We start from the raw sequence: 20770 nt of genomic DNA, 5'->3' as shown, positions 1-20770 counted from the left end.
TCATTACTCATTACTCATTACTTCTCCTCTGCTCCATCAAACGCCTTGAGCTTGTCAGAAATGCGGGTTATGCCCCATACCCAATTCAAAATTCCACAATTACCGGCACATGGTCACTAGGTTGAGTTAACTTTCTGGGTGCGACATCGATAACGCAACTTATAGCACGCTCATATAGCACGGGTGTGAGATAGTGATGGTCAATTCGCCAACCTAAGTTACGACGGAAGGCGGCAGAGCGATAATCCCACCAGCTATAATTTCCACCTTCTGTAGTGAATTTGCGAAAAGCATCGGCAAATCCCAGTTTCAGAATATCCCGTAAGGCTTGGCGCTCTGTTTCTGTTGCCATAATGTGATTTTCTGTACTCACTTGCTCGTGAATATCCTTATCTTCCAAGGCGATATTGAAGTCGCCGCACACACAAATTGCGGATTCTGACAACGCTAGCAATCGCAAATACTCGTGTAGCGCTGTTAACCAACGCAGTTTGTATTCGTATTTCTCCGTTCCTACTGCTGCGCCATTAGGAACATATAAGTTTACAATCCGCACACCATCAATTACACCAGTAATCACGCGCTTTTGCTCGTCCCATTCGTGGTGTAAATCTGGCAAAATCGCCCTAAACCCGCTGCTGACATTTACGAGTGGCTGGCGGCTAATCAGGGCTACACCGTTATAAGATTTTTGCCCTGACATATAAAGGTTATAGCCTAACTGCTCAAAAGGCGATCGCGGAAATTCCGCATCCACAACTTTGGTTTCTTGCAAGCAGAGAACATCAACGGGATTTAGGGTTAACCAATCGATAACCTGTTCAAGGCGAGTGCGAATTGAGTTGACGTTCCAAGTAGCGATTTTCATTAGTTAATTATCAGAATTTTTGTAAATTACTAATTACAAATTATGTAATTATTGTACAATTACTTAATATTTATATTTTCTGTTATCTTTCCAAATTACCTTTAAATAAAGCTTTAATGACTTGATCCCATTGAATATTTTAGTATTGTCAGCTACCAAATATTCAATTTTGTAAGTTCTGCTACAAAACATTCTACCTCTTTATGATCCCCAAGACAGATGCAACAAATAATAGATTAGCTATAAGGTTAGAAGTGTAGCTCAGAGTTGACTTTTGCCAATAGTCAATTAGATTTGTTGGTAGAAAATTTGCGGTACGGTTAACCGTTATTGCGCTTTTGATAGCCTGTTAGGTTAATTTAAATGTCAAAAGAGTAAGTACAAATGCTCTTTACTCATAAAATAATGATCTAGCTCATTATTGAGGACAATTTCATAGACTGAACCAGAAAAACTTATGAAAATCGCTCAGGTTGCCCCCTTATGGGAAAGGGTTCCACCTCCTAATTATGGAGGAATAGAACTGGTAGTGAGTCGCTTGACTGATGAACTTGTTCGTCGCGGTCATGAGGTAACTTTATTTGCCTCTGGTGATTCTCAAACTTTGGCTAACTTAGAAGCAGTTTATCCACGTGCATTACGCTTAGACCCAAATGTGAAAGAGTATGCAGTGTACGAAATGCTAGAACTAAGCCAAGTTTACCAGCGTGCCGACCAATTCGATATCATCCATTCTCATGTAGGGATTTCGGCGTTACCTTTAGCGAGTTTGATAACAGCAACTGCTACAGTCCACACCCTGCACAATAATTTTACAACTGATAACCGCCACGCATTTAGCTACTACCAAAAGCAACCATACATCAGCATTAGTAATTCGCAGCGTCAAATCGATCTCAATTATGTTGGCACGGTTTATAACGGAATTGAGCTAGCAGATTACCCATTTGTAGCCCAACCATTAGAACCTTCATATTTAGCGTTTTTAGGTCGTTTTTCGCCAGATAAAGGCCCGCACCATGCGATCGCCATTGCTAAACAAAGTGGTTGGCGCTTGAAGATGGCAGGGAAGGTTGATGCAGTAAACTCTGAGTTTTTTGAACAAGAGATTGCTCCCCACATAGATGGTCAGCAAATTGAATATCTCGGTGAAATTAACCACACTGAAAAAACTGAACTTCTGGGCAATGCTGCCATAACTCTTTTCCCCATTAGCTGGCAAGAACCTTTTGGCTTAGTAATGATTGAATCAATGGCAACTGGTACGCCAGTAATTGCCATGAATTTCGGCTCCGTACCTGAAGTTATTGCTCACGGGAAAACAGGTTTTATCTGCAATAGCTATGCAGAAATGGCGGCAATGATTCCACTAGCTTTGAAACTCAATCGTCAAACCTGTCGAAAACATGTAGAAAACAACTTTAGCGTTAGCCACATGGTTAACGGATATGAAGCTGTTTACAGACAAATTATTAAAGACCGCATAGAATCGAATGGCCGCATTCATGCAGCTAAGATTCAGTTTTAATCAACAGCTTTTTTGACTTAGTTTAAAACAACAATTTTTTAAGGAGGACATTGGTATGAGTACGAGAGCCAACACTTGCCCATGCTGCGGTGGTTCCCTCCTGCGTCATGCTCGTCATGGTGAACTATATTGGTTTTGCCTGTCGTGCCGACAAGAAGTACCCCTGTTAACAGCTACTCGTCTGCCAAATGTGGAAACCCGAAACACCGGAGTAGTTCCCCAGCCAGCGGTGAATACCTAGTTTTTGAATATATAAAACCTACTAAAAATCAATACTGATTTAGTTTAAACCTATCAATAAGCCCCAACTGGTAAAATCAGATGAAGCTAATCGATAGGTTTAAAGTTTTGTTAGCAGCGTTACTTTATGGTCAAGAAGATTTACGCCTAGAGGAAGTTTCTGACCCCACTCCGGCGGCTGGCGAAGTTGTTATCCAGGTGGGGACAGCAACAACTTGTGGTACAGATTTGAAAGTCTGGCGGCGTGGTGGTCATGCCAGGATGCTGATACCGCCGACGCTGTTTGGTCATGAAGGTGCTGGGCGAATTGTTGCCTTGGGTACTGGGGTGACAAATTGGCAAGTAGGCGATCGCATCGTCGCTAATAATTCTGCCCCATGCATGAAATGCTTTTTTTGTCAACGTCAAGAATATTCCTTATGTCCAAATTTAACCTGGAATAATGGTACCTTTGCCCAATACCTAAAAATTCCCGCACCGATAGTAGAGCATAATATGTTGCAGATTCCCGATGAGTTGCCGTGGGAATTGGCAGCCATGACGGAACCTTTAGCTTGTGTGTTGCATGGTGTAGCGCGTTCTAATATTAAGCCCAAAGATAAAGTAGTCGTCTTAGGAGATGGGGCGATCGGGCTGATGTTTGTGGCGGCGTTGAGTGAGAAAGCTGAAGTTTTGCTGTGGGGAGGTAATAACCACAGACTAGAAATTGGTCAGAAATTGGGTGCAACCCAGACCTTTAATTATCATCAAATCCCGGATATTCCCAGTGTGGTGAAAGAATTTACCCAAGGATGGGGTGCAGATGTAGTAATTGAAGCCACTGGTGTCCCAAGTGTTTGGGAAACTGCGATCGCCTGTGCCCGTCCTGGTGCAACAGTTAACTTATTTGGTGGATGTCCACGGGATACCAGCATTACTGTGAATACAGAACAGCTACACTATAGCGAACTTACCATCAAAGGCGTGTTTCATAATACACCAGAGTACGTGCGATCGGCCCTTGCACTCATAGCTAGTCGCAAAATTCCCTTTGAGTTACTTATTAGCGAACAACGACCATTAAAAGATTTAGAACAGGTGTTTTGTGAAATGAAAGCGCGACAAGTACTTAAAGTAGCGATGATTCCTTAAATTGTGTTAGTTACAGTGTGAGCAAAGAGACAAAATGTTATTTATGGTAGTCGAGCGATTTAAGGACGGTAAAGCTAAAGAAATATACCGCCGATTTCAAGAGAAAGGGCGCATGATGCCTGAAGGTTTAAAGTATATAGATAGTTGGGTTGAAGTTAACTTTGATCGTTGCTTTCAACTCATAGAATGTGACGATCTACGTTTATTACAGGAGTGGATATTCCAGTGGCAGGATCTTGTTGAATTCGAGATAATTTCTATCGTTCCGTCCAAAGAGACAGCAGAGGTAGTTACTAAGATGCTTTAGCACCAGACAGATGCCATAAAAACAGCTAAGAAGAATTTTTCTGCGTCTTATAGTCTAATTGAGCGATCGCTATAATTGCGTCTCTACCACCTAATAACTAAATCCTTATGGCAAACACTATTTCAATTACCGATTCTCTAGTTCCTAATCCCGTCCCTAAATCAACAATTATTCGTTTGGAGAATATCTTTAAAATATATGGCAGTGGCGAAACTGAAGTTAAAGCACTTAACAATGTCAATTTGATTATCCACGAGGGCGAATATTGTTCAATTATGGGCCCATCTGGTTCAGGTAAATCCACAGCTATGAATATTATCGGCTGTCTAGACCGACCCACAGGCGGACATTATTACTTAGATAATATTGATGTGGCACAAATGGATGATAAATCTCTGGCACACATCCGTAATAAAAAGCTGGGTTTTGTCTTCCAACAATTCCATTTATTACCCCAACTCACAGCATTAGAAAATGTGATGCTACCAATGGTCTATGCTAGTGTGAGTCCGAAAGAAAGAAGCGATCGCGCCACGGAAGCTTTGACGCGAGTAGGTTTAGCAAATCGCCTTAACAACAAACCAACTCAACTATCTGGTGGACAACAACAAAGAGTAGCGATCGCGCGGGCGATCGTCAATCGTCCTGTAGTACTCCTCGCCGATGAACCCACAGGCGCACTTGATTCGCGCACAACCCAAGAAGTCTTAGATATTTTTGGCGAACTCAATGCCAGTGGAATCACAGTTGTCATGGTGACACATGAACCAGAAGTTGCCCGTCAAACCCAGCGCATCGTTTGGTTCCGTGATGGTCAAGTAGTACACTCCAACCTCACTCCAGCCGACTTGAGTCAGTTAGCTGTCTCGTAGTTTGTTAAAGTCCGCCTCTGCGGACTTTAGTTTGGGTAGCCGCGACTTCTAATCGCCAAAGCCGATTACAAACTTGACGTTTTTCCAGTTTCTGCTTGCGTTGCGATCGGTTTAACATCGGTGTAACCCACTTCACCAGCTATTGTCCGAAACACTGACATTTGCTCTTCAAAATCTAGTCCTTCAATTTCGGAAAGCAGATCCTTAATTGCCTTACTTGCCTGGTAGCTAGCTGGTATTCCCACCACCGTATCCCCCATAGCTACTGCCCAAGCATACCAAACTAGCAGCTGGTTATTTTCTTTTATCGCCCCATAAGCACGGGAATATTCTGTGTCTTTGCGGTTAACGATATCCCGCATAATATCTAGCTGCTGGTCATCGGATAATTTAAAATAATCTCCTAGCAGAAGTGGTGCTAACTCTGGTTCTGCCGCAGCTGGCGCAGCTGGCGTGATCGAATCACCCATTTTTTCATAAACAAAATAGAACCAGGCTAATTTGGCATCGGTATCTAAGGCGTTAAACTTATCCACCAATTCTTGAGTTTCATTGCTCTGAGCTTGAGAAATAGTTTTGTCGTAACTTGCAGTCATTATTGTTTGTTTCCAAAATAATTTAATAGGCAAACTAATTGTTAGCAGAGTTCGACAATCAGATTCTACTATCGATAGAAAGAGTTAAATTTATGTAAAATTGCAGCTTTAATCTACCTTTTAATAGAGGTACAAGTCTCTCTATAGGAAGCAATAAAGAAACCAATTGCTTTGCTATGATTGCCCAAGTAAGCAATAAAAAATTTACCTAAAGGTTTTAATTATGCCCGATCAAGAAATAAAGCCCAATTTAAATGAAGCTTCCACCCAGGATGCACAATTAGCTGCCGAAAGCATAGCGAGTGGTGAAGAAAAAGCGCCAACGGTGGATTTTGATGCTGATTATGCAGCTGCACAAAAATTCAGCGTGAGCGAAGTTGATCGCACAGGTAAAGGTGGAGCAGCAGCCGAAGCAGCTACTGCGCCTAAATATCAAACCTCTAAGCCACAAGAGACAAAACCTCAAACACAGTCAACTGGCAATCCCGATGATTTTATGGAGTCAGCAAAAGAAGTTGGGAATTCTCAGACTGGGGGTGCAACTAATGTCAGTGATGATTTAGTAAAGCAAGCTTTAGAAAAGGGTGAACGGAAAAATTAATTTTTCCTGATATCTTGCTATTTTGTCAGATGGGCAATGTCACCAATATGAAAATTAAGGTTCTCGGTATTAGTAGACATTGCTCACTCTACTGTTTCGATCGATTGTTCATCCGCTTTTGATTATGAATTAACGACTGTTCATCACCCCTAGTAGTTCGCTAGGTTGCTGAATTAAATAATCTGGATTTTGCTTGGCTAGTACTTCCGGTGAGTTAAAGCCCCAAGTAACTGCAATCACTTGGATATTTGCTTTTTTTGATGCTTCTATATCTCTGGTTTCATCTCCAACATAAATAACTTCTTGAGGTTTGAGTTGCTTTTGCCTCAAGACATTATTGATGATAGTTGTTTTGCCAAAAATTGTAATTCCTGAGTAAATAAAATCAAATAGATGATTTAAATCATTGATTGTGAGGAATTGCGTAACATTTTCTTTAGAATTAGAAGTAATAATACCCAGTTTATATCCTTGATTTTGGAGTTCTGTTAATGCTTCCTTAATACCCAGAATGGGCTTTAATTCTGGAATTTTGTTTTTTAATTCCCCTTTAACTTTTTTAACTAGAAAAGGGATCTGAAATAAAGAAACTCCTGAGTACTTAATAATTTCCCTTGATGTTAAGTTCTTGAGGAAGGCTAATTGTTCTGGGCTTATTTGTCTATAACCAAAGTCTATAGCTAAACGATTAGCAATACTTACAAGGGCATCTACTGTATCAGCAATTGTGCCATCAAAATCAAAAATAATTACTTTCTGGGTCATTCTTCTGCCTGGATGCGTCAAGATTAGCTAGGGCGTTGCGTCGTAACATTTCTGGCTTAATCCGCCGCAAGGCAGATGCTGGAAATCGTTTATCCCACTCCCGATCTGAGATTTGGGCTAATTCTAGCAGGTGGGGAGCAATATTCACTGGATTTGGCTGAAACTCTTCAATATCAGTTGTTTGGGCAAAACGTTGATTCCAAGGACAAACATCTTGGCAAATATCGCAACCAGCAACCCAGCCTTGCAAATTAGATGCGATCGCCTCTGGCAATTCCTTGTCACGATTTTCAATGGTATGATAAGCGATGCAGCGATTAGCATCGACAACAAAAGGCTGAGTAATTGCACCTGTGGGACAAGCTTGAAGACAACGAGTACAGCTACCGCAGTGTTCTGTGTGTGGGCGATCGCTCTCTAATTCTAAATTGGTCAATACTTCTCCCAAAAATACCCAAGAGCCATATTCCCGTGTAATCACATTACCATTCTTGGCAATCCAACCAATTCCGGCTTGTTGAGCCAACACTTTATCTGGCACTGGGCCAGTATCTGCATAATAAAGAGCTAATACTCCTGCATCAAGTGATTTTAGCCATATAGATAGCTGCTTGAGTTTTCCATGCATCACCTTGTGATAATCCCTTCCCCAACCATAACGGGAAATTTTGGCGTATTCCTCACTTTCAGGACGTTGATGTGGTGTGTAGTAATTCAGCGCTACACACACTAGCGATCGCACCTCTGGCATCACTAAGCGGAGATCCTGACGCTTTGGATTAGCCATCCATTTCATATCAGCGTGATAACCTAGTTCAATCCATGCTTGCAACCTCTGTGCTTCTGTGGCATTTATCCGATCTACAGCAGTAATTCCAACTTTGTGAAAGCCCAACTCGCTGGCTTTTTCTTTCACCAGACTGCTGCTCGTTACAGAATTCTGATTCATTTTTTTTATCTGGATTTTGCCCAAATAAAGGCGTTTCAATTATACATTAAGTAGCCAATACCTTTAATTAAGATTTGTTACTTACCAAACATATAGCCCGTCTTAAGCTGCGCAGCAGTTCAAGACTTCCATCGTTAGGAAGATTTATTAATATGTAGCAATCTATCTCAATAGCAGCTTTTCTTTTACTTATTTTTGTACTGAAATTAATATTCAGACACCATAATACAGGTAGTTTTATGACCTCTGCTGAATTTATATCGCCAGCGCAGTTTAAAGAAGAATCCCAAATTGAGGGAATTACAGAATCAAGCGTTCTGCGTTATTTTGAAACCTTAAATGCAGGAGAATTTGAGGCAACTGCTGCCTTATTTGCGATCGATGGTGTGATGCGTCCGCCATTTGAATCTGATATTGTGGGGACAGATGCGATCGCAGCCTACTTAAAACAAGAAGGTCAAAACATCAAAGCTTACCCGAACACAGGAATAGCCGAGACTTTAGAAAATGGTGAGATCCAAGTCCAGGTAACAGGCAAAGCACAAACTTCGTGGTGTAGTGTCAATGTTTTGTGGCTATTTATCCTCAACCAACAACGGCAAATTTCTTATACTAGAATCAAACTTTTAGCTTCCCCCAAAGAGTTACTTTCTTTACGTCGTGAAAAGTAAGTAGCAAATAACTACAAAGAGCAAAGTTTTAAACCAATATTTTTCACCCAGTCACACAGGATTCATGGCTTTATTCTGACTCCTGTTAGCGATAGCGGGGCGTTTAGCCCATTCTGAATTTTGACTCATCAATAGCATGACTTGAAAAATATTCACTTTTGTCTATTGGACTAATTCGGGTAAAGTAGCTTCTAACTTCAGACAGTTGGCGCCATTAACCTGCAACTTGTAATCTACTTTATCCATGAGACGATTCATAATCAGCCAACCATAACCACCTTCTTGCTTTTCCATCGGGTTGGGAGCGTAGTAGTTAGACATATCAAAGCCTTCGCCGTAGTCCCAAATTTCTAGAGCAAAATCTCGGTCTTTCACTTCTAAACGTAGTAATATGGGTAAGTTTGGTTGATCCTTGTGGGCATGACGGACTGCATTAGAGTACGCTTCCACTAAAGCCAGTCTCAAACGACTTGATTGCCGCGACCAATCCACAGATTCTCCTAGCTGAATTTTCAAACATCCCAACAACCAGTTTTCAACAATATTCAGAAAATTCAAGTCGCTTGGTACATGAAGCTCACTTTTCATGACTTACAAAATCTCCAGTGAAAGTATAGTTTGATCGTCTTCTTGAACGTGATTATCTGCCTGGATGCGAGCTAGTAAATGGTTAAGAGAAAGTGGTTGTTGCTCTTGTTGTAAGAGTTGCCAAAGACCATCTTGATTCAGCATCGAACGGTTTACTGACTCAACCCCAGCCTCAGTTTTTACTGTTGAATCAGGATTATTTGATACCATTGCTTCTGTAATGCCATCGCTGGCTAATAACAATGTGTCTCCAGCAGCGAGAACCAAGCGACCAGACTGTGCCTGCCACTTAGGCAAAATCCCCAAAGGAACGCTGCGAACTTTCAGGTAATTGGGATTTTCGGCTAAAGCATCTTGGCGTGACCATAATATTGGATAAATATGACCGGCATTAGTGTAGACCAGTTCCTTAGTGCTAGGGGTATAACAAGCTAACACAAGAGTGACAAAATAATTGTTGCTAATTAAATCTTCACTGAGAGCGTGGTTGAGGTTCTGCATGACCACATTCGGCTCTGCTGGTGTCTCTTGAGATAATTCTCGGCGCAAAACTGAAATAATACTAGCCATAAATAAAGCTGCTGGGACGCCCTTGCCAGAAACGTCACCCACTGCCAACCACAAGTCGCCTTTAGGATGGACAAAAACTTCAAAAAAATCGCCTCCTACTTCGCGCGCCGGATAGCAGCAAGCTTGTACCTTCACACCTTTAATGTCAGGTAAACTTTGGCGTAGCAGGTTGTATTGAATTTGGCGAGCCACCTCTAATTCAGTGTGAATCTGCTGTTGCTTTTCTTGGAGGCGTTGGTAGAGTTTTGCTTGGGAGAGGGCTAAGGCTGCTTGTTCGGCAACACCTGCAATTAGTTGGATGTCTTCGTCTTCCCAAGGGCGATCGCGTCCCCATTGGTGGAGGGTCAGCACAGCCAATAGATGCTGATGATAACTAAGTGGCACAACTAGGTGGTGACTAGGATTACCTTCATATATATCTTGAGCGAGTTGATAATGACGCGTTTCCAGCACCTTTTCGATTAAAACACTGGAGTCAAAGCAGGAATCTAATACATCAGATTTCGGATCGTGGTAGAAGAACTCGTCTTGTGTGAGGCGATCGCCCTCTACTGGTTTGAGCAAGCAACTGGTAGCTTCAAATGTTTCTCCAATAGTTGCGACAATTTTTTGCAGCATACTATCGTAGTCTAAAGATTCCCGAATTGCTGTTGTTACCGCATTAAACAAAGATTCTCGCCGTAGGGCCCGACGCAACTCTTGGGTACGCTTTTTAACTAAGCGATATGTATCAGTGGCTTGCTCAACTAAGCTTCTCAGCCGTTCTGGATTCCAGGGTTTGGTAATGTACTTGAATACCTGACCGGAGTTAATCGCATCTACCAAATCTTCGACATCAGTAAAACCAGTTAACAAAATCCGAATCGTGTCTGGAAAGCGTTCTACGGTGCGACTAAAAAATTCAGTCCCATTCATTTCTGGCATTCTTTGGTCAGAAATAATTACCGCCATTTCGCCAAATTGATCCAAGATTTCCAAAGCACCAAAGGCATGATTGGCTTTATATACTTGAAAATCTCGCCTAAAAGTGCGGTAGAGTAAATCTAAGTTATCTGGCTCATCATCTACCACCATGAGCTTAAGTTTTTCCGTCCCAATCTCAGCCATATTTGACTTTTGTTTTCATATATTTGAATGGCGAGATAATATGATGTTTATCTCACCTAATAAATAAGAGAAAACCAGAGAAGCCATTCACTTTGAAAATATAACTTTTCAAAGTTGTAAGTTTCCCTTGATTATCCTCAATTGATCCACACCAAAATGAAATTTATCCAACTAACCCAGAACGCAAGGCGCGGACTGCTGCTTGGGTACGGTCATCGGCACATAGCTTATTCAAAATATTGCGAACGTGAGTTTTAACAGTGCCAACTGTGATGTAAAGTCTTTCCGCAATGACTGCATTACTACAACCTTCGACAATCAACTGTAACACTTCCAATTCCCTTTCTGTCAGGGTGTAAGGTTGAATTTCTTCCAGATTCTCAAAAGAATCTGGGTTAGGAGCAATAGTCTTGGAATCGACCAAAACCGATTCCAACTTTTGAGGATTTTGTTGCGCTTGTTGTAATACAATCCGAGCGATCGCTGGATCGATCCAGGCGTTGCCATTGTAAGTTACTCGTACTGCTTCCAGCAAATTATCAAATTTGATATCTTTCATACAGTAAGAGTCTGCACCAGCGGCAAAAGCTGCCAACACCGCTTCTTTGTTATCCCGCAGCGTCAAAATTAGTACTTTTGTAAGTAGCTGCTGTCCACTAGTAGTAGATTTTACCTCCCGTGTTAACTCAATGCCATCTTTATCTGGTAAACCAATATCGACAATGGCAATATCTGGTTGTAGCATTTTTAACATTTTTAGACCCTCAGCAGCATTAGCAGCTTCACCTACAACTTCAATTTCATCTTTTTGCTGTAGTGCTGTACGAATACCCACACGAGTTAGGTCATGATCTTCAATCAGAGCGATACGAATTTTACTCATAGCCAACTTCAGCCCGTTACACTATAACCATAAAGTCGAGTTTCGTGATATACTCCCACACTTGCAAGCAGTATAGTGGGGGTTTCTATTCCCAAAACCAGAGTTGCGAGTTGAGCGTTTTATACTGAGTGAATATTACACTGTAACAATAAAAGTTAGACTGGTTCAGCCCAAGTACAAGCGCCCAAGATTAATAGACAGAGGAGTGAAATTAATTATGTGTTATCTAAAACCCTTATATATACGTAGCAGGGCTGCGTATATACATTTTTGTTCACTCTTATGTCTATTTAGTTTAATTATGCTTACTCTCGTTGCAGGGCAAAGGAGAATCTCTTTTGCCTAAGTTCTAATATAAAAAAATTTGATAAACTTAACATTCATGCAAAATCTGGTGTGAGTATTACTTAAGAATAGGCTATGTCTAACGGCAATCAAGCATTTTCAGTGTTGGGAATACCAGTTCATGTGATGGCTGACTATCCAGGCTGGTTGTTAGAATGCCTGCACACAGGCAGAGGAACTCATGTCGTAACGCTCAATGCAGAAATGACTATGCAGGCAGAGCGAAATCAATTATTATCTCAGGTGATTAAAAATGCTGAACTGGTGATTCCAGATGGAGCTGGGGTTGTTCTGTATTTACGATGGCTGTTATGGCAAAAAGTGCAGCGGTTTCCAGGGATTGAATTAGCAGAAAAACTTTTGCAAGCACTTGGGCAACAAAAGACAGGGACAAAGATATTTTTCTATGGAGGAGCGCCTGGAGTAGCAGCAAATGCGGCAGATTTTTGGCAGCAGCAAATTCCAGATTTGAATATAGTCGGCACTCACTCAGGCTACCATTCTCCAGAAGAAGAAGCACAATTGCGGCAAACTCTGGCTCAATTGCAGCCACAAGTGATTTTTGTTGGTTTGGGAGTGCCGCGTCAAGAGTTATGGATTGCCGAAAACCGTCATTTGTGTCCCCAAGCAATTTGGATTGGCGTTGGTGGCAGTTTTGATATTTGGTCGGGAACTAAAACTCGCGCTCCCGCCTGGTTAGGAAATAATAATTTGGAATGGTTGTATCGCCTTTATCAAGAACCTTGGCGATGGCGGCGGATGTTGGCTTTGCCAGCCTTTGCTATGAAAGCGTTTGTTTATCGTTTGACAGCAAGAGGTGCAATTAGTTAAGAGTGCTGAGTTCCGAATTCTGAGTTCTGAATTCTGAGTGTTCTTACTTAGCTAGTATTAAAGTCTTGAAAAAATTTTAAATTTTCTTTGTTGAATTTTAAATTCCCAGGCAAAACCTGGGAATCCTTATTTTGGGGAGAATGTCACATTTAAGCAGTCAAACTGTTTGGTTGTGGGTATGAGGAAAATTTAACAATGCCAGTATTAACAACTCAGGTTAAGAAAGACTTTTCCGTTCGTGGAGAGGACAGTGAAACTCAACAGCACGGTAGCAATACTATAACGAAGATACAATTGCAATCTGTAAGCAAGACTTATGCTAACGGCACTCACGCCTTATTAAATGCAAACCTTGAGGTAAAAAAGGGAGAATTTCTGTTTATCACGGGGCCAAGTGGTTCTGGTAAATCAACGCTCTTGAAACTCCTGTATGGCCAAGAGTTGCCTACACAGGGAGAAGTAATTGTTGATGAATGTAATGTAGCGGATTTGCGGGGCGATCGCTTGTCATTATTACGGCGACGGATTGGTATTGTGTTTCAAGACTACAAACTGATTAGCCAACGAACAGTAGCAGAAAATGTCACTTTTGTGCTGCAAGCTCAAGGGTATACCCGTAAAGAAATTCAACGACGTTTAGAACCAACCTTAAAGCTGGTAGGTTTGCTGAGTAAAGCTGACTGTTTTCCAGATCAACTGTCTGGAGGAGAGCAACAGCGGGTGAGTATTGCCCGTGCGATCGTTGGTACACCACCCCTACTGTTGGCGGATGAACCGACTGGAAATCTCGATCCAGATAATTCCTGGCAAGTGATCCAGATTCTCCAGAAGTTAAATTCCTTTGGAGCTACGGTAATTGTCACCACCCACGATGAACAATTGGTACGGCGGTGCAATCATCCGGTAGTGCAAGTTCGTAATGGAACATTGTCTCGAAAATAGTCATTTGTTATTTGTCATTAGTTATTAGTCATTTGCAAAGGACAAAGGACAAAGGACAAATAACTAATAAACGTGGTGTTTGACTTTTGATGATACAGGTACGAAAGGTACTGCTGTTTTGAGGGGTAGCACTTGTAAGCGATCGCAGGCTTGTAAACTCTTAAAAGCTGCCTCTCGCACTACAACTTCTTCTTCTCGACTGAGTAGGAGTTGCAAGCATTGGACAATATCTTGCTGCACTGAAGAATCAACTCGCTTACGGCTGATGAATTTACTTAGTTGACCTAGAGCAATCAACCGCTTCAATGGATCTTTTTCTGTTAAATTCATCAACAACCGATCGAGGTGGTCTTCTTCTCGATTTTCATAGAAGTTGACAATTTGCCATACCAATAAAATTAAAGTTAACAGGGTTCCCACACCTTGCGCGATCGCACCAGCAGCAATCCAGTGACTTTGAGAGTCAACCCATATTGCCGCTGCCATGTAAGTGCTGACAGTAGCAATACCACCACTGATGACTGCTAAAACTAACCGACGATTTGAACTATTTAAGAAATTACGTATTTTTGACCAGCGCAATTGCCAGTCCCATTCCTGCATTGAGTAAACCAATACCATTACTCCAATGCCGATTAAGAGAGCCAGTAGCAGTTTCCAGTTCCACAACAACATGGCAATGATAATTGTCAGGAACCCAAGAAAGCCCCCAGGGCCAGAGAAACGTTTAAATGTTTGCTGCTTTATGGCTCCCTTTGTCTTAAATTTTGGAAGCGACCAGTTCCAGTTGGGGATTTGGTTGATCAATTGCTGCCAAGAAGACGAAGCCTGTGCCACAGTGTTTACCTACTTGATTACGAAATTACCTATTGTATAAGTTTTACTATGGATGAAGGAAGGATGAAGGCTTAAATCACAAAATGCCTGGTTTTATAAACGGATAGTAGACTAATACAGCACAGCGCAAATTAAGATACCATTTTCAATCGCTCAGAGCAAGGGCATTTTGTACGTAAGTCTTAGTTAAAGACAAAAACGAAAGTTATCAAGGGTGAATTGACCATCAAAAGTACAAAAGGTAACGCTGTGAATGTTATTCACATTTATAGATAATAAGGTATTGGGGGAAATTGGCGAGTCGGAATTGGCAAGATTAGAGCCTGGTAGTTCAGTTTGAGCGAGTAGTTGCCGATCGCGATCATAGGCGGAAAGCACTAGCCGTTGCGAACTAGTGACAAAGGCACTAACCGAATTAACTGGACGCAAGAAAGTAGCTTCTAAAAATCCGCTTTTGGGCGCTCCCATTAAGACTATTAGCCCTGAATAGGTTGGAAATGCTGGATTTGATGGCTGTATTGCTAGAGAATTGTGAAAAATTACTCCCCAACGTTCATATTGGCGCTCTACCGCTTCAAAACACTTCAAATCTTCTAAGTCTAAACAAATACAAGTAGGTACAGTAAGTCTGGCAGCATCAAAAACCGGCTCGACCTGACCCCGCCTAGCTGAAGCTTTAATTTCGTTTTGTATATTCAAGTTGTCAAGCGCAAATTTAGCGTCTTCAATCGTTGGTAGTTTATTTGATTGAAGAGTAGCCTGCTTTACCATGACATCCCGCCTTACTATTACTTAGATAAAAATTAGATTAGTTATACATCAAAAACTGTAGTTACTACATATATAAGTAGAATTAACAGCTTATTAAAATAAGCGTTTTCACTATATGTTTACGTGTTGACGCTCAAAATTATTTATCGGTTTTTTGATAGACTACCATAAAAACTTATGCTGGATTCGCGCTTAAGCGATCCTCGCTACCATGAAAAACCCTTATATAACAGTAATTTCAACGTTCAGTTACTTTATTTTTATGAAAAAAAGCACCAAATCTTTACAAGTAATCCAGTAATTTTATATCTACTTAATCTGACGCTAGCGAGAAGTCTGAGAGTGATTGGTTCGCTGATAATAACAATGAGTGGGGAGAGTTTGAACTAGACGCATGAAAAGTGCTGAGTTAAAAGACTGCCTACAAGGGACGTTGCCCTTATTAAGTACATAAATATTAAGTGCTTTTTAATTTACTCAGCACTGAGTGCGGTAAACATCTAGGGTGACAAAAGGGGAGGCAGAGAAATTATCAAATCTTCTCTCTGTGTGCCTGCGTTCCAGGTATCGTGTCTTACTTGTGCCAACGAGTCAATATAGTCAACAAAAAAAGACTTATGTTTCAACCACTAGGATTTGAACAACGCTCTATAGATACCTCACTAGGTAGAATGGTATATTATATTGCTGCTGGAGCGCCTTGGGAAGATGATGTGACAGCCAAAGACGATCGCGAAACTTTGGTATTTCTGCACGGCTTTGGTGGTGGGTCTTCTGCTTATGAGTGGTCGAAAGTTTATCCAGCTTTTGCGGCTGAATATCGGGTCATTGCGCCAGATTTACTCGGTTGGGGTATGTCTGAACATCCAGCACGGAGTTATAAAATTGAGGATTATTTAACCACGATTCGGGAGTTTTTCGAGCAGACTTGTACTGGGCCAGTAACAGCGATCGCTTCATCTTTGACCGCAGCATTTACAATTCGGGTAGCAGCAGATCATCCTGATTTATTCAAGTCTTTAATTCTTACCACCCCCGCCGGACTTTCTGACTTTGGCGAAGACTACTCCCGTAGTTTTTTTGCCCAATTAGTTAGCGTTCCCATTGTCGATCGTTTACTTTACAGCACTGGAATTGCTACTAGTGGTGGTATTCGCAGCTTTTTAGAACAACGGCAATTTGCTCAATCCAATCGAGTCTACCAAGAAATTGTAGATGCTTATCTAGAATCTGCCCAACAGCCTAATGCTGAGTATGCAGCACTGTCCTTTGTTCGTGGCGATTTGTGCTTTGATTTATCCCTTTACATTCAACAATTAGCCACTCCCACCGCCATTATTTGGGGACAAAAGTCGCAATTTACAGGCCCTTCAATTGGTCGCCGCCTTGCTGAAATCAATCCCCTCGCGATCCGATTTTTTCAACAGTTGGAAGATGTCGGATTGACACCACAGTTGGAATTGCCAGCAGTGACAATCGGGTTAATTCGCAAATTTTTGCCATTGCTTAATTAATTTAAGAAGTCAGAATTTAGGAGTCAGAATTCAGAAGTAAGCTTGCATTAGAAAATCAAAATTACTATCATTTATTTATTTTTTGAGTTGATTCAGCTTGGTATCAAACCATTCTGAATTCTGAATTCTGACTCCTGAATTCTATTTGTCTTTCAATCTGATATCAATGACAGTTGCATTGAAGTTGTAGTTAAAACCTTCTAACTCAAATGGCATCCCAATTTTCACTTTACTGTTACCCAAAACTGGCCCACTTTCAGTAACTTGGGCTTTACCATCTAAAGTTAAAAGAAAATCTGTACTGTAATTGTTGCTCTTGGGATCTGGCAGTTCTTTAACAGTCCCATCCGGTTGAAAAACATTGACTGTTCTAGGTAGCTGTTGAATAGATTTAATTTCAATCTGTCCATAAGGTTGATTGCGGATAATCACATTGGTTTTTCCGCCTTTTTTTAAACCATTGTCAATTAATTTTCCTGGGTCACGTACATTCAAACCACGAACTACTAAGTCTACTTCTATGGGTACTGTTTTTGCACCAACTTGGGCGACAGAACCAGAAGTGCCAGGAAAAACAAAGATGCCAAAGATAACTAGTAGAATTACCAGCACAGCACCTAAATCTAGGAGATTGATTTTGCCAAACAAGCGACCTTTTGAATCTAAAATAGCCATAAAAAGTTTTCCGAGATAATAGCGAAGTAATGGATTGTAGCCAGAAATTTTTCGATGGAAACAGTAATTTTCCCTATTTAGTAATAACTCAAAGTATTCGGGGGTTGCGGTTATGCGACAGTTTATCACAAGTTCGTAATTTCCGAGGAGCGGCAGCTAACCTTCAAACTTTTACCAGTTAATACTGACGCGCCTAGAAAGTAAAATCTAGTTTTTAAGCCTATCTCTAGAGAGAATCCCTAACCTCCCACAGTTCGGTAGATTTGAGTCAAGATTATCTGTATAACAACTCCTTTAATATTGAGTTAAGAATGCAACTTAGAATACTCTAAATCCGTCTCATGATTTGTCTCCTTATTTTATGTTCTCCCAAAATAATCTTCAGAGCGTATTATGTTCAACTGGAAAGGTTTTGTTACAAATTACCGTGTGTGGCGGCGTCGCTGGTTTTATCCTCTAATTTCAGTTGTAGTCGCCCTGAGTCTGTGCCTGAGTACACCCTTGCCTGGAAGAACTTTAGACTTCTTGCCTCTAATATTGCAGGGAGTCCAGGTACTTCAGCTTTCTAATATATCCGATCGCCAGGAAACTGATATTGGCAAGCAGATTAATCAGCAAATATTAGGGAGTCAAGTCCGACTTTACCGTAATTCTGAAGTTAATAGCTATGTTGAACAAATCGGTCGGCGTTTAGTGGCTAGTAGCGATCGCCCCAATCTTCCCTTTACGTTCCAAGTAGTTGAAGATGACGCTATTAATGCCTTTGCTACTTTAGGAGGTTATGTATATGTCCATACGGGTTTGCTGAAAGCCGCTGATAATGAAGCGGAACTCGCCAGTGTTATCGCCCATGAAATTGGTCATATTGGCGGGAAACACCTGGTTAAACAGATGCGGCAAAAAGCGATCGCTAGTGGTTTAGCATCAGCAAGTGGTTTAGATCGTAATACGGCTGTGAACATTGGTGTAGAACTGGCCTTGAATCGTCCTCGCAGTCGTCAAGATGAATTTGATGCCGACCAAAGAGGGTTAAGAACTTTGACACGCGCTGGTTATGCCCAGTCTGGGATAGTTTCTTTTATGCAAAAGCTGATGAAAAAGGGTGGTTCTACTCCGACATTTTTAAGTACTCACCCCGGAACCAGCGATCGCATTGATGCCCTCAGACGTGCAATTAACTCTCAACCTAGTAATGGAAAATATGGCTTAGATAATGCTAGTTATAAAGCTAATATTCGACCATTAGCGAAGTCTTGAGGAAATTGGGAAAGAGGAGGCAGTGTTTCGACTCCCTTCTCTACGAGAGGCTGCACTTCTCTACGAGACGCTCCGCGAACGACTACGCTCTGTTACCACGCCAACGGCTACGCTCAGGGCAAGTCGCTCAACAACCAGGCAGGGGGCAGTGTTTCAACTACACGGCAGTTGAGGGTAGTCGAAACTCAACAACCAGACAGGAGGCAGAAGTGCTTTAATTTTGAATTTTGAATACTTCGACTGCGCTCAGTACAAGTTTTGAATTTTGAATTGATTTCTCCCCCTCATTTCAAATATTCCTCAATTCCGATTGCGGCGATCGACTTTAATTTTGGCTGGATCAACTGTACTTACAACCTCTTCTAAAGGCAGGATACGGATATAGTTTTTAAAGATATTAACTTGATAAACCAACTGATTTGTGACATCTAGTCCAGTCAACCAGCCACTCCGGGGATGATAAGCGCCAGTATCTATGTCTAGCCATCCCTTTCCTTGGGCCAGTTTACCAGGAGAAACACCCGGCAGGGTAAAAGTAATGGTGTGACCGATGATAATTTGTTTATCTGGAAAGTAGGGTTTTTCAATGCTGTGAAAATCCTCTCGTATCCAGCACAGTTCATCGGCAGTTTGTTCTGCCACCGACTTGGAAGGGTCAACACCAGCATGAGTTAACCAAATATCCCCTAAGTCAAGGTATGTAGGCAAAGCTTTTAACCAATCCAAATGGTCATCAGGAATGGGAGCCTCTTGGTAACTGGCCACGGTAGCTTGCCCTCCACCAAACAGCCATGCTTGCATCGTCGAGGAGGAAGTCCTTTCATTGGTCAGAATGTTTAATAACATCTGCTCATGATTTCCCAACAAACATGAGTAATTATTTTGCTTGACAAAATTAACTACTTGCGCACTATGAGGTCCGCGATCGATTAAGTCTCCTAGAAAATAGACTCGATCTTCTGACGTGGGGGCGATCGCCTCCAACAGTGTCATTAAACCTTCATAGTGTCCATGCACATCCCCAATTACAATTCGTCTGGGGCTAGTTTCGCTCATTGTCTCTTAGCTGCAATAGTTTTGGCTAATACTTCTGCTACAGTTTACGCTGTCTAGTTTCCGCAATGAAAGGTAAAAATACTGGATAATGCTTATTTTAATTTAATTTTTGTACCAGTAATAAACTTAACTTATCAAATATATACAACAGCAATTGTTTTTCAGATATAACTTATAATAACGATGGCGTAAGACTAGCTTTTTCTGCTAATTTAAACTAATTAGCCGAGAATTTAGGCTCTTGCCATATTCATCACTTTTAAGTTCACAATGTCTAATGGTTTCTCTGCTGAAATTAGTTCGCGCATCTGCAAACACATGAATGACGATCATGCTGATGCTGTAGTTATTTATGCTAAAGCTTTTGGTGGTGTCACAGATGCGATCGCAGCCGAACTGCTTTCAATTGATGCACAAGGTATGGATTTAACAGCGCAAGTAAATGGGGAAACTGTACCAGTTCGCATTCAATTCGATCGTGTTTTAGTAGATGCGGAAGATGCTCATCAAACTTTGATTGCAATGGTGAAGCAGGCGCGGGTAAAAGCTAAATAGGGAATGACAAAGTAATTGACACTAAATCTGCGATACATTTAATCACATATTTTTGTACATATAGCAATACTAGACTGGGGAAAGGTTAAAGGTTAAAGGGAAAGGGAAAATTTCATAGCTTTACCCCTTCCCCTTTTCCCTTTTCCCCAAACCAAATTTCAATTTAAAATTCTTAACCGAGCAGTATTGAAAGCTGTGTTATATCATGTCCGCATAATTAGTTATGATTTCCACAGTCATTGCACCCCACCCCCAGCCCCTCCCCGCTTGCGGGGAGGCAGGGTGGATTAATTGTCGAGAGAGAAAATATA

At 41.3% G+C, this 20770-nt stretch carries 23 protein-coding genes; 12 read left to right on the top strand and 11 right to left on the bottom strand.

The annotated features are described in order from the left end of the window. Nucleotides 1-85: 85 nt before the first annotated feature. Nucleotides 86-868, bottom strand: a complete 783-nt coding sequence (gene xth / locus RMX69_RS28600) for an exodeoxyribonuclease III (protein WP_322639445.1) — start codon at nucleotides 866-868, stop codon at nucleotides 86-88. A 457-nt stretch (nucleotides 869-1325) separates the two neighbouring features. Here xth and RMX69_RS28595 point away from each other — a divergent pair, with 457 nt between their 5' ends. The 5 genes from RMX69_RS28595 (at nucleotide 1326) to RMX69_RS28575 (ending at nucleotide 4946) form a co-directional block, all read left to right on the top strand. After that, nucleotides 1326-2396, top strand: coding sequence for a glycosyltransferase family 4 protein (locus RMX69_RS28595; protein WP_322639444.1), 1071 nt, complete (start codon nucleotides 1326-1328; stop codon nucleotides 2394-2396). Between the two features lie 55 nt (nucleotides 2397-2451). Continuing rightward, nucleotides 2452-2637 (top strand): hypothetical protein, encoded by a 186-nt coding sequence (locus RMX69_RS28590; RefSeq protein ID WP_104909358.1) that lies wholly within the window; start codon nucleotides 2452-2454, stop codon nucleotides 2635-2637. A 107-nt stretch (nucleotides 2638-2744) separates the two neighbouring features. Further along, nucleotides 2745-3767: a zinc-dependent alcohol dehydrogenase gene (locus tag RMX69_RS28585; RefSeq protein ID WP_322639446.1), complete on the top strand. Its 1023-nt coding sequence runs from the start codon at nucleotides 2745-2747 to the stop codon at nucleotides 3765-3767. A 34-nt stretch (nucleotides 3768-3801) separates the two neighbouring features. Next, nucleotides 3802-4074, top strand: coding sequence for a DUF3303 domain-containing protein (locus tag RMX69_RS28580; RefSeq protein ID WP_322639443.1), 273 nt, complete (start codon nucleotides 3802-3804; stop codon nucleotides 4072-4074). A gap of 107 nt (nucleotides 4075-4181) precedes the next feature. Further along, the gene (locus tag RMX69_RS28575) at nucleotides 4182-4946 is read left to right on the top strand and encodes an ABC transporter ATP-binding protein (RefSeq protein WP_289799131.1); all 765 of its coding nucleotides are present in this window, start codon (nucleotides 4182-4184) and stop codon (nucleotides 4944-4946) included. A gap of 65 nt (nucleotides 4947-5011) precedes the next feature. On the opposite strand, the gene RMX69_RS28570 is transcribed toward RMX69_RS28575, so the two are convergent. Next, nucleotides 5012-5542, bottom strand: a complete 531-nt coding sequence (locus RMX69_RS28570; RefSeq protein WP_322639442.1) for an orange carotenoid protein N-terminal domain-containing protein — start codon at nucleotides 5540-5542, stop codon at nucleotides 5012-5014. A gap of 223 nt (nucleotides 5543-5765) precedes the next feature. Between RMX69_RS28570 and RMX69_RS28565 the strand changes: the two genes are divergently transcribed. Further along, a complete protein-coding gene (locus RMX69_RS28565; RefSeq protein WP_322639441.1) occupies nucleotides 5766-6143 on the top strand; it encodes a hypothetical protein in 378 nt (125 codons plus the stop codon). Nucleotides 6144-6272: 129 nt separating this feature from the next. Here RMX69_RS28565 and RMX69_RS28560 read toward each other — a convergent pair whose 3' ends face one another. Further along, complete coding sequence (locus RMX69_RS28560) at nucleotides 6273-6908, bottom strand: HAD-IA family hydrolase (protein WP_289800110.1); 636 nt, start codon at nucleotides 6906-6908, stop codon at nucleotides 6273-6275. After that, complete coding sequence (gene queG, locus RMX69_RS28555) at nucleotides 6883-7857, bottom strand: tRNA epoxyqueuosine(34) reductase QueG (RefSeq protein WP_322639440.1); 975 nt, start codon at nucleotides 7855-7857, stop codon at nucleotides 6883-6885. The genes RMX69_RS28560 and queG overlap by 26 nt, the downstream gene beginning before the upstream one ends. Nucleotides 7858-8096: 239 nt before the next feature. On the opposite strand from queG, the gene RMX69_RS28550 reads away from it, so the two are divergent. Next, complete coding sequence (locus RMX69_RS28550) at nucleotides 8097-8528, top strand: ketosteroid isomerase family protein (protein WP_322639439.1); 432 nt, start codon at nucleotides 8097-8099, stop codon at nucleotides 8526-8528. A 162-nt stretch (nucleotides 8529-8690) separates the two neighbouring features. Here RMX69_RS28550 and RMX69_RS28545 read toward each other — a convergent pair whose 3' ends face one another. The 3 genes from RMX69_RS28545 to RMX69_RS28535 form a co-directional block, all read right to left on the bottom strand. Further along, on the bottom strand, nucleotides 8691-9116 hold the full coding sequence (locus RMX69_RS28545) for an ATP-binding protein (RefSeq protein WP_094351551.1): 426 nt from the start codon (nucleotides 9114-9116) through the stop codon (nucleotides 8691-8693). Nucleotides 9117-9119: 3 nt separating this feature from the next. Next, nucleotides 9120-10793 (bottom strand): SpoIIE family protein phosphatase, encoded by a 1674-nt coding sequence (locus tag RMX69_RS28540; protein WP_322639438.1) that lies wholly within the window; start codon nucleotides 10791-10793, stop codon nucleotides 9120-9122. Between the two features lie 163 nt (nucleotides 10794-10956). Then, a complete protein-coding gene (locus RMX69_RS28535) occupies nucleotides 10957-11676 on the bottom strand; it encodes a response regulator transcription factor (protein ID WP_289799126.1) in 720 nt (239 codons plus the stop codon). A gap of 420 nt (nucleotides 11677-12096) precedes the next feature. Between RMX69_RS28535 and RMX69_RS28530 the strand changes: the two genes are divergently transcribed. Continuing rightward, on the top strand, nucleotides 12097-12852 hold the full coding sequence (locus RMX69_RS28530) for a WecB/TagA/CpsF family glycosyltransferase (protein ID WP_289799125.1): 756 nt from the start codon (nucleotides 12097-12099) through the stop codon (nucleotides 12850-12852). Between the two features lie 195 nt (nucleotides 12853-13047). Then, complete coding sequence (gene ftsE, locus RMX69_RS28525) at nucleotides 13048-13794, top strand: cell division ATP-binding protein FtsE (protein WP_289799124.1); 747 nt, start codon at nucleotides 13048-13050, stop codon at nucleotides 13792-13794. 63 nt (nucleotides 13795-13857) lie between these two features. Here the strand turns inward: ftsE and RMX69_RS28520 are convergent, their stop codons facing one another. Continuing rightward, a complete protein-coding gene (locus RMX69_RS28520) occupies nucleotides 13858-14631 on the bottom strand; it encodes an armadillo-type fold-containing protein (protein ID WP_289799123.1) in 774 nt (257 codons plus the stop codon). Nucleotides 14632-14817: 186 nt separating this feature from the next. Next, nucleotides 14818-15402 (bottom strand): hypothetical protein, encoded by a 585-nt coding sequence (locus tag RMX69_RS28515; RefSeq protein WP_289799122.1) that lies wholly within the window; start codon nucleotides 15400-15402, stop codon nucleotides 14818-14820. 617 nt (nucleotides 15403-16019) lie between these two features. On the opposite strand from RMX69_RS28515, the gene RMX69_RS28510 reads away from it, so the two are divergent. Then, on the top strand, nucleotides 16020-16916 hold the full coding sequence (locus RMX69_RS28510; protein ID WP_322639437.1) for an alpha/beta hydrolase: 897 nt from the start codon (nucleotides 16020-16022) through the stop codon (nucleotides 16914-16916). A 141-nt stretch (nucleotides 16917-17057) separates the two neighbouring features. Here the strand turns inward: RMX69_RS28510 and RMX69_RS28505 are convergent, their stop codons facing one another. Beyond that, on the bottom strand, nucleotides 17058-17591 hold the full coding sequence (locus tag RMX69_RS28505) for a DUF4330 domain-containing protein (RefSeq protein ID WP_289799120.1): 534 nt from the start codon (nucleotides 17589-17591) through the stop codon (nucleotides 17058-17060). Between the two features lie 393 nt (nucleotides 17592-17984). Here RMX69_RS28505 and RMX69_RS28500 point away from each other — a divergent pair, with 393 nt between their 5' ends. Next, complete coding sequence (locus RMX69_RS28500; RefSeq protein WP_289799119.1) at nucleotides 17985-18848, top strand: M48 family metallopeptidase; 864 nt, start codon at nucleotides 17985-17987, stop codon at nucleotides 18846-18848. A 300-nt stretch (nucleotides 18849-19148) separates the two neighbouring features. Here RMX69_RS28500 and RMX69_RS28495 read toward each other — a convergent pair whose 3' ends face one another. Next, on the bottom strand, nucleotides 19149-19904 hold the full coding sequence (locus RMX69_RS28495; RefSeq protein ID WP_289799118.1) for a metallophosphoesterase family protein: 756 nt from the start codon (nucleotides 19902-19904) through the stop codon (nucleotides 19149-19151). A 270-nt stretch (nucleotides 19905-20174) separates the two neighbouring features. On the opposite strand from RMX69_RS28495, the gene RMX69_RS28490 reads away from it, so the two are divergent. Beyond that, nucleotides 20175-20459, top strand: coding sequence for a DUF2470 domain-containing protein (locus RMX69_RS28490; RefSeq protein ID WP_322639436.1), 285 nt, complete (start codon nucleotides 20175-20177; stop codon nucleotides 20457-20459). Nucleotides 20460-20770: the final 311 nt, after the last annotated feature.

This window comes from Nostoc sp. EspVER01 (assembly GCF_034530635.1).
Lineage (GTDB): Bacteria > Cyanobacteriota > Cyanobacteriia > Cyanobacteriales > Nostocaceae > Nostoc.
This window is presented reverse-complemented; position numbering and strand designations above follow the sequence as displayed.

Coding starts and splice junctions, on each gene's coding strand:
- xth (WP_322639445.1), bottom strand. CDS start 868: ATGAAAATCGCTACTTGGAACGTCAACTCAATTCGCACTCGCCTTGAA.
- RMX69_RS28595 (WP_322639444.1), top strand. CDS start 1,326: ATGAAAATCGCTCAGGTTGCCCCCTTATGGGAAAGGGTTCCACCTCCT.
- RMX69_RS28590 (WP_104909358.1), top strand. CDS start 2,452: ATGAGTACGAGAGCCAACACTTGCCCATGCTGCGGTGGTTCCCTCCTG.
- RMX69_RS28580 (WP_322639443.1), top strand. CDS start 3,802: ATGTTATTTATGGTAGTCGAGCGATTTAAGGACGGTAAAGCTAAAGAA.
- RMX69_RS28575 (WP_289799131.1), top strand. CDS start 4,182: ATGGCAAACACTATTTCAATTACCGATTCTCTAGTTCCTAATCCCGTC.
- RMX69_RS28570 (WP_322639442.1), bottom strand. CDS start 5,542: ATGACTGCAAGTTACGACAAAACTATTTCTCAAGCTCAGAGCAATGAA.
- RMX69_RS28565 (WP_322639441.1), top strand. CDS start 5,766: ATGCCCGATCAAGAAATAAAGCCCAATTTAAATGAAGCTTCCACCCAG.
- RMX69_RS28560 (WP_289800110.1), bottom strand. CDS start 6,908: ATGACCCAGAAAGTAATTATTTTTGATTTTGATGGCACAATTGCTGAT.
- queG (WP_322639440.1), bottom strand. CDS start 7,857: ATGAATCAGAATTCTGTAACGAGCAGCAGTCTGGTGAAAGAAAAAGCC.
- RMX69_RS28550 (WP_322639439.1), top strand. CDS start 8,097: ATGACCTCTGCTGAATTTATATCGCCAGCGCAGTTTAAAGAAGAATCC.
- RMX69_RS28545 (WP_094351551.1), bottom strand. CDS start 9,116: ATGAAAAGTGAGCTTCATGTACCAAGCGACTTGAATTTTCTGAATATT.
- RMX69_RS28540 (WP_322639438.1), bottom strand. CDS start 10,793: ATGGCTGAGATTGGGACGGAAAAACTTAAGCTCATGGTGGTAGATGAT.
- RMX69_RS28535 (WP_289799126.1), bottom strand. CDS start 11,676: ATGAGTAAAATTCGTATCGCTCTGATTGAAGATCATGACCTAACTCGT.
- RMX69_RS28530 (WP_289799125.1), top strand. CDS start 12,097: ATGTCTAACGGCAATCAAGCATTTTCAGTGTTGGGAATACCAGTTCAT.
- ftsE (WP_289799124.1), top strand. CDS start 13,048: ATGCCAGTATTAACAACTCAGGTTAAGAAAGACTTTTCCGTTCGTGGA.
- RMX69_RS28515 (WP_289799122.1), bottom strand. CDS start 15,402: ATGGTAAAGCAGGCTACTCTTCAATCAAATAAACTACCAACGATTGAA.
- RMX69_RS28510 (WP_322639437.1), top strand. CDS start 16,020: ATGTTTCAACCACTAGGATTTGAACAACGCTCTATAGATACCTCACTA.
- RMX69_RS28505 (WP_289799120.1), bottom strand. CDS start 17,591: ATGGCTATTTTAGATTCAAAAGGTCGCTTGTTTGGCAAAATCAATCTC.
- RMX69_RS28500 (WP_289799119.1), top strand. CDS start 17,985: ATGTTCAACTGGAAAGGTTTTGTTACAAATTACCGTGTGTGGCGGCGT.
- RMX69_RS28495 (WP_289799118.1), bottom strand. CDS start 19,904: ATGAGCGAAACTAGCCCCAGACGAATTGTAATTGGGGATGTGCATGGA.
- RMX69_RS28490 (WP_322639436.1), top strand. CDS start 20,175: ATGTCTAATGGTTTCTCTGCTGAAATTAGTTCGCGCATCTGCAAACAC.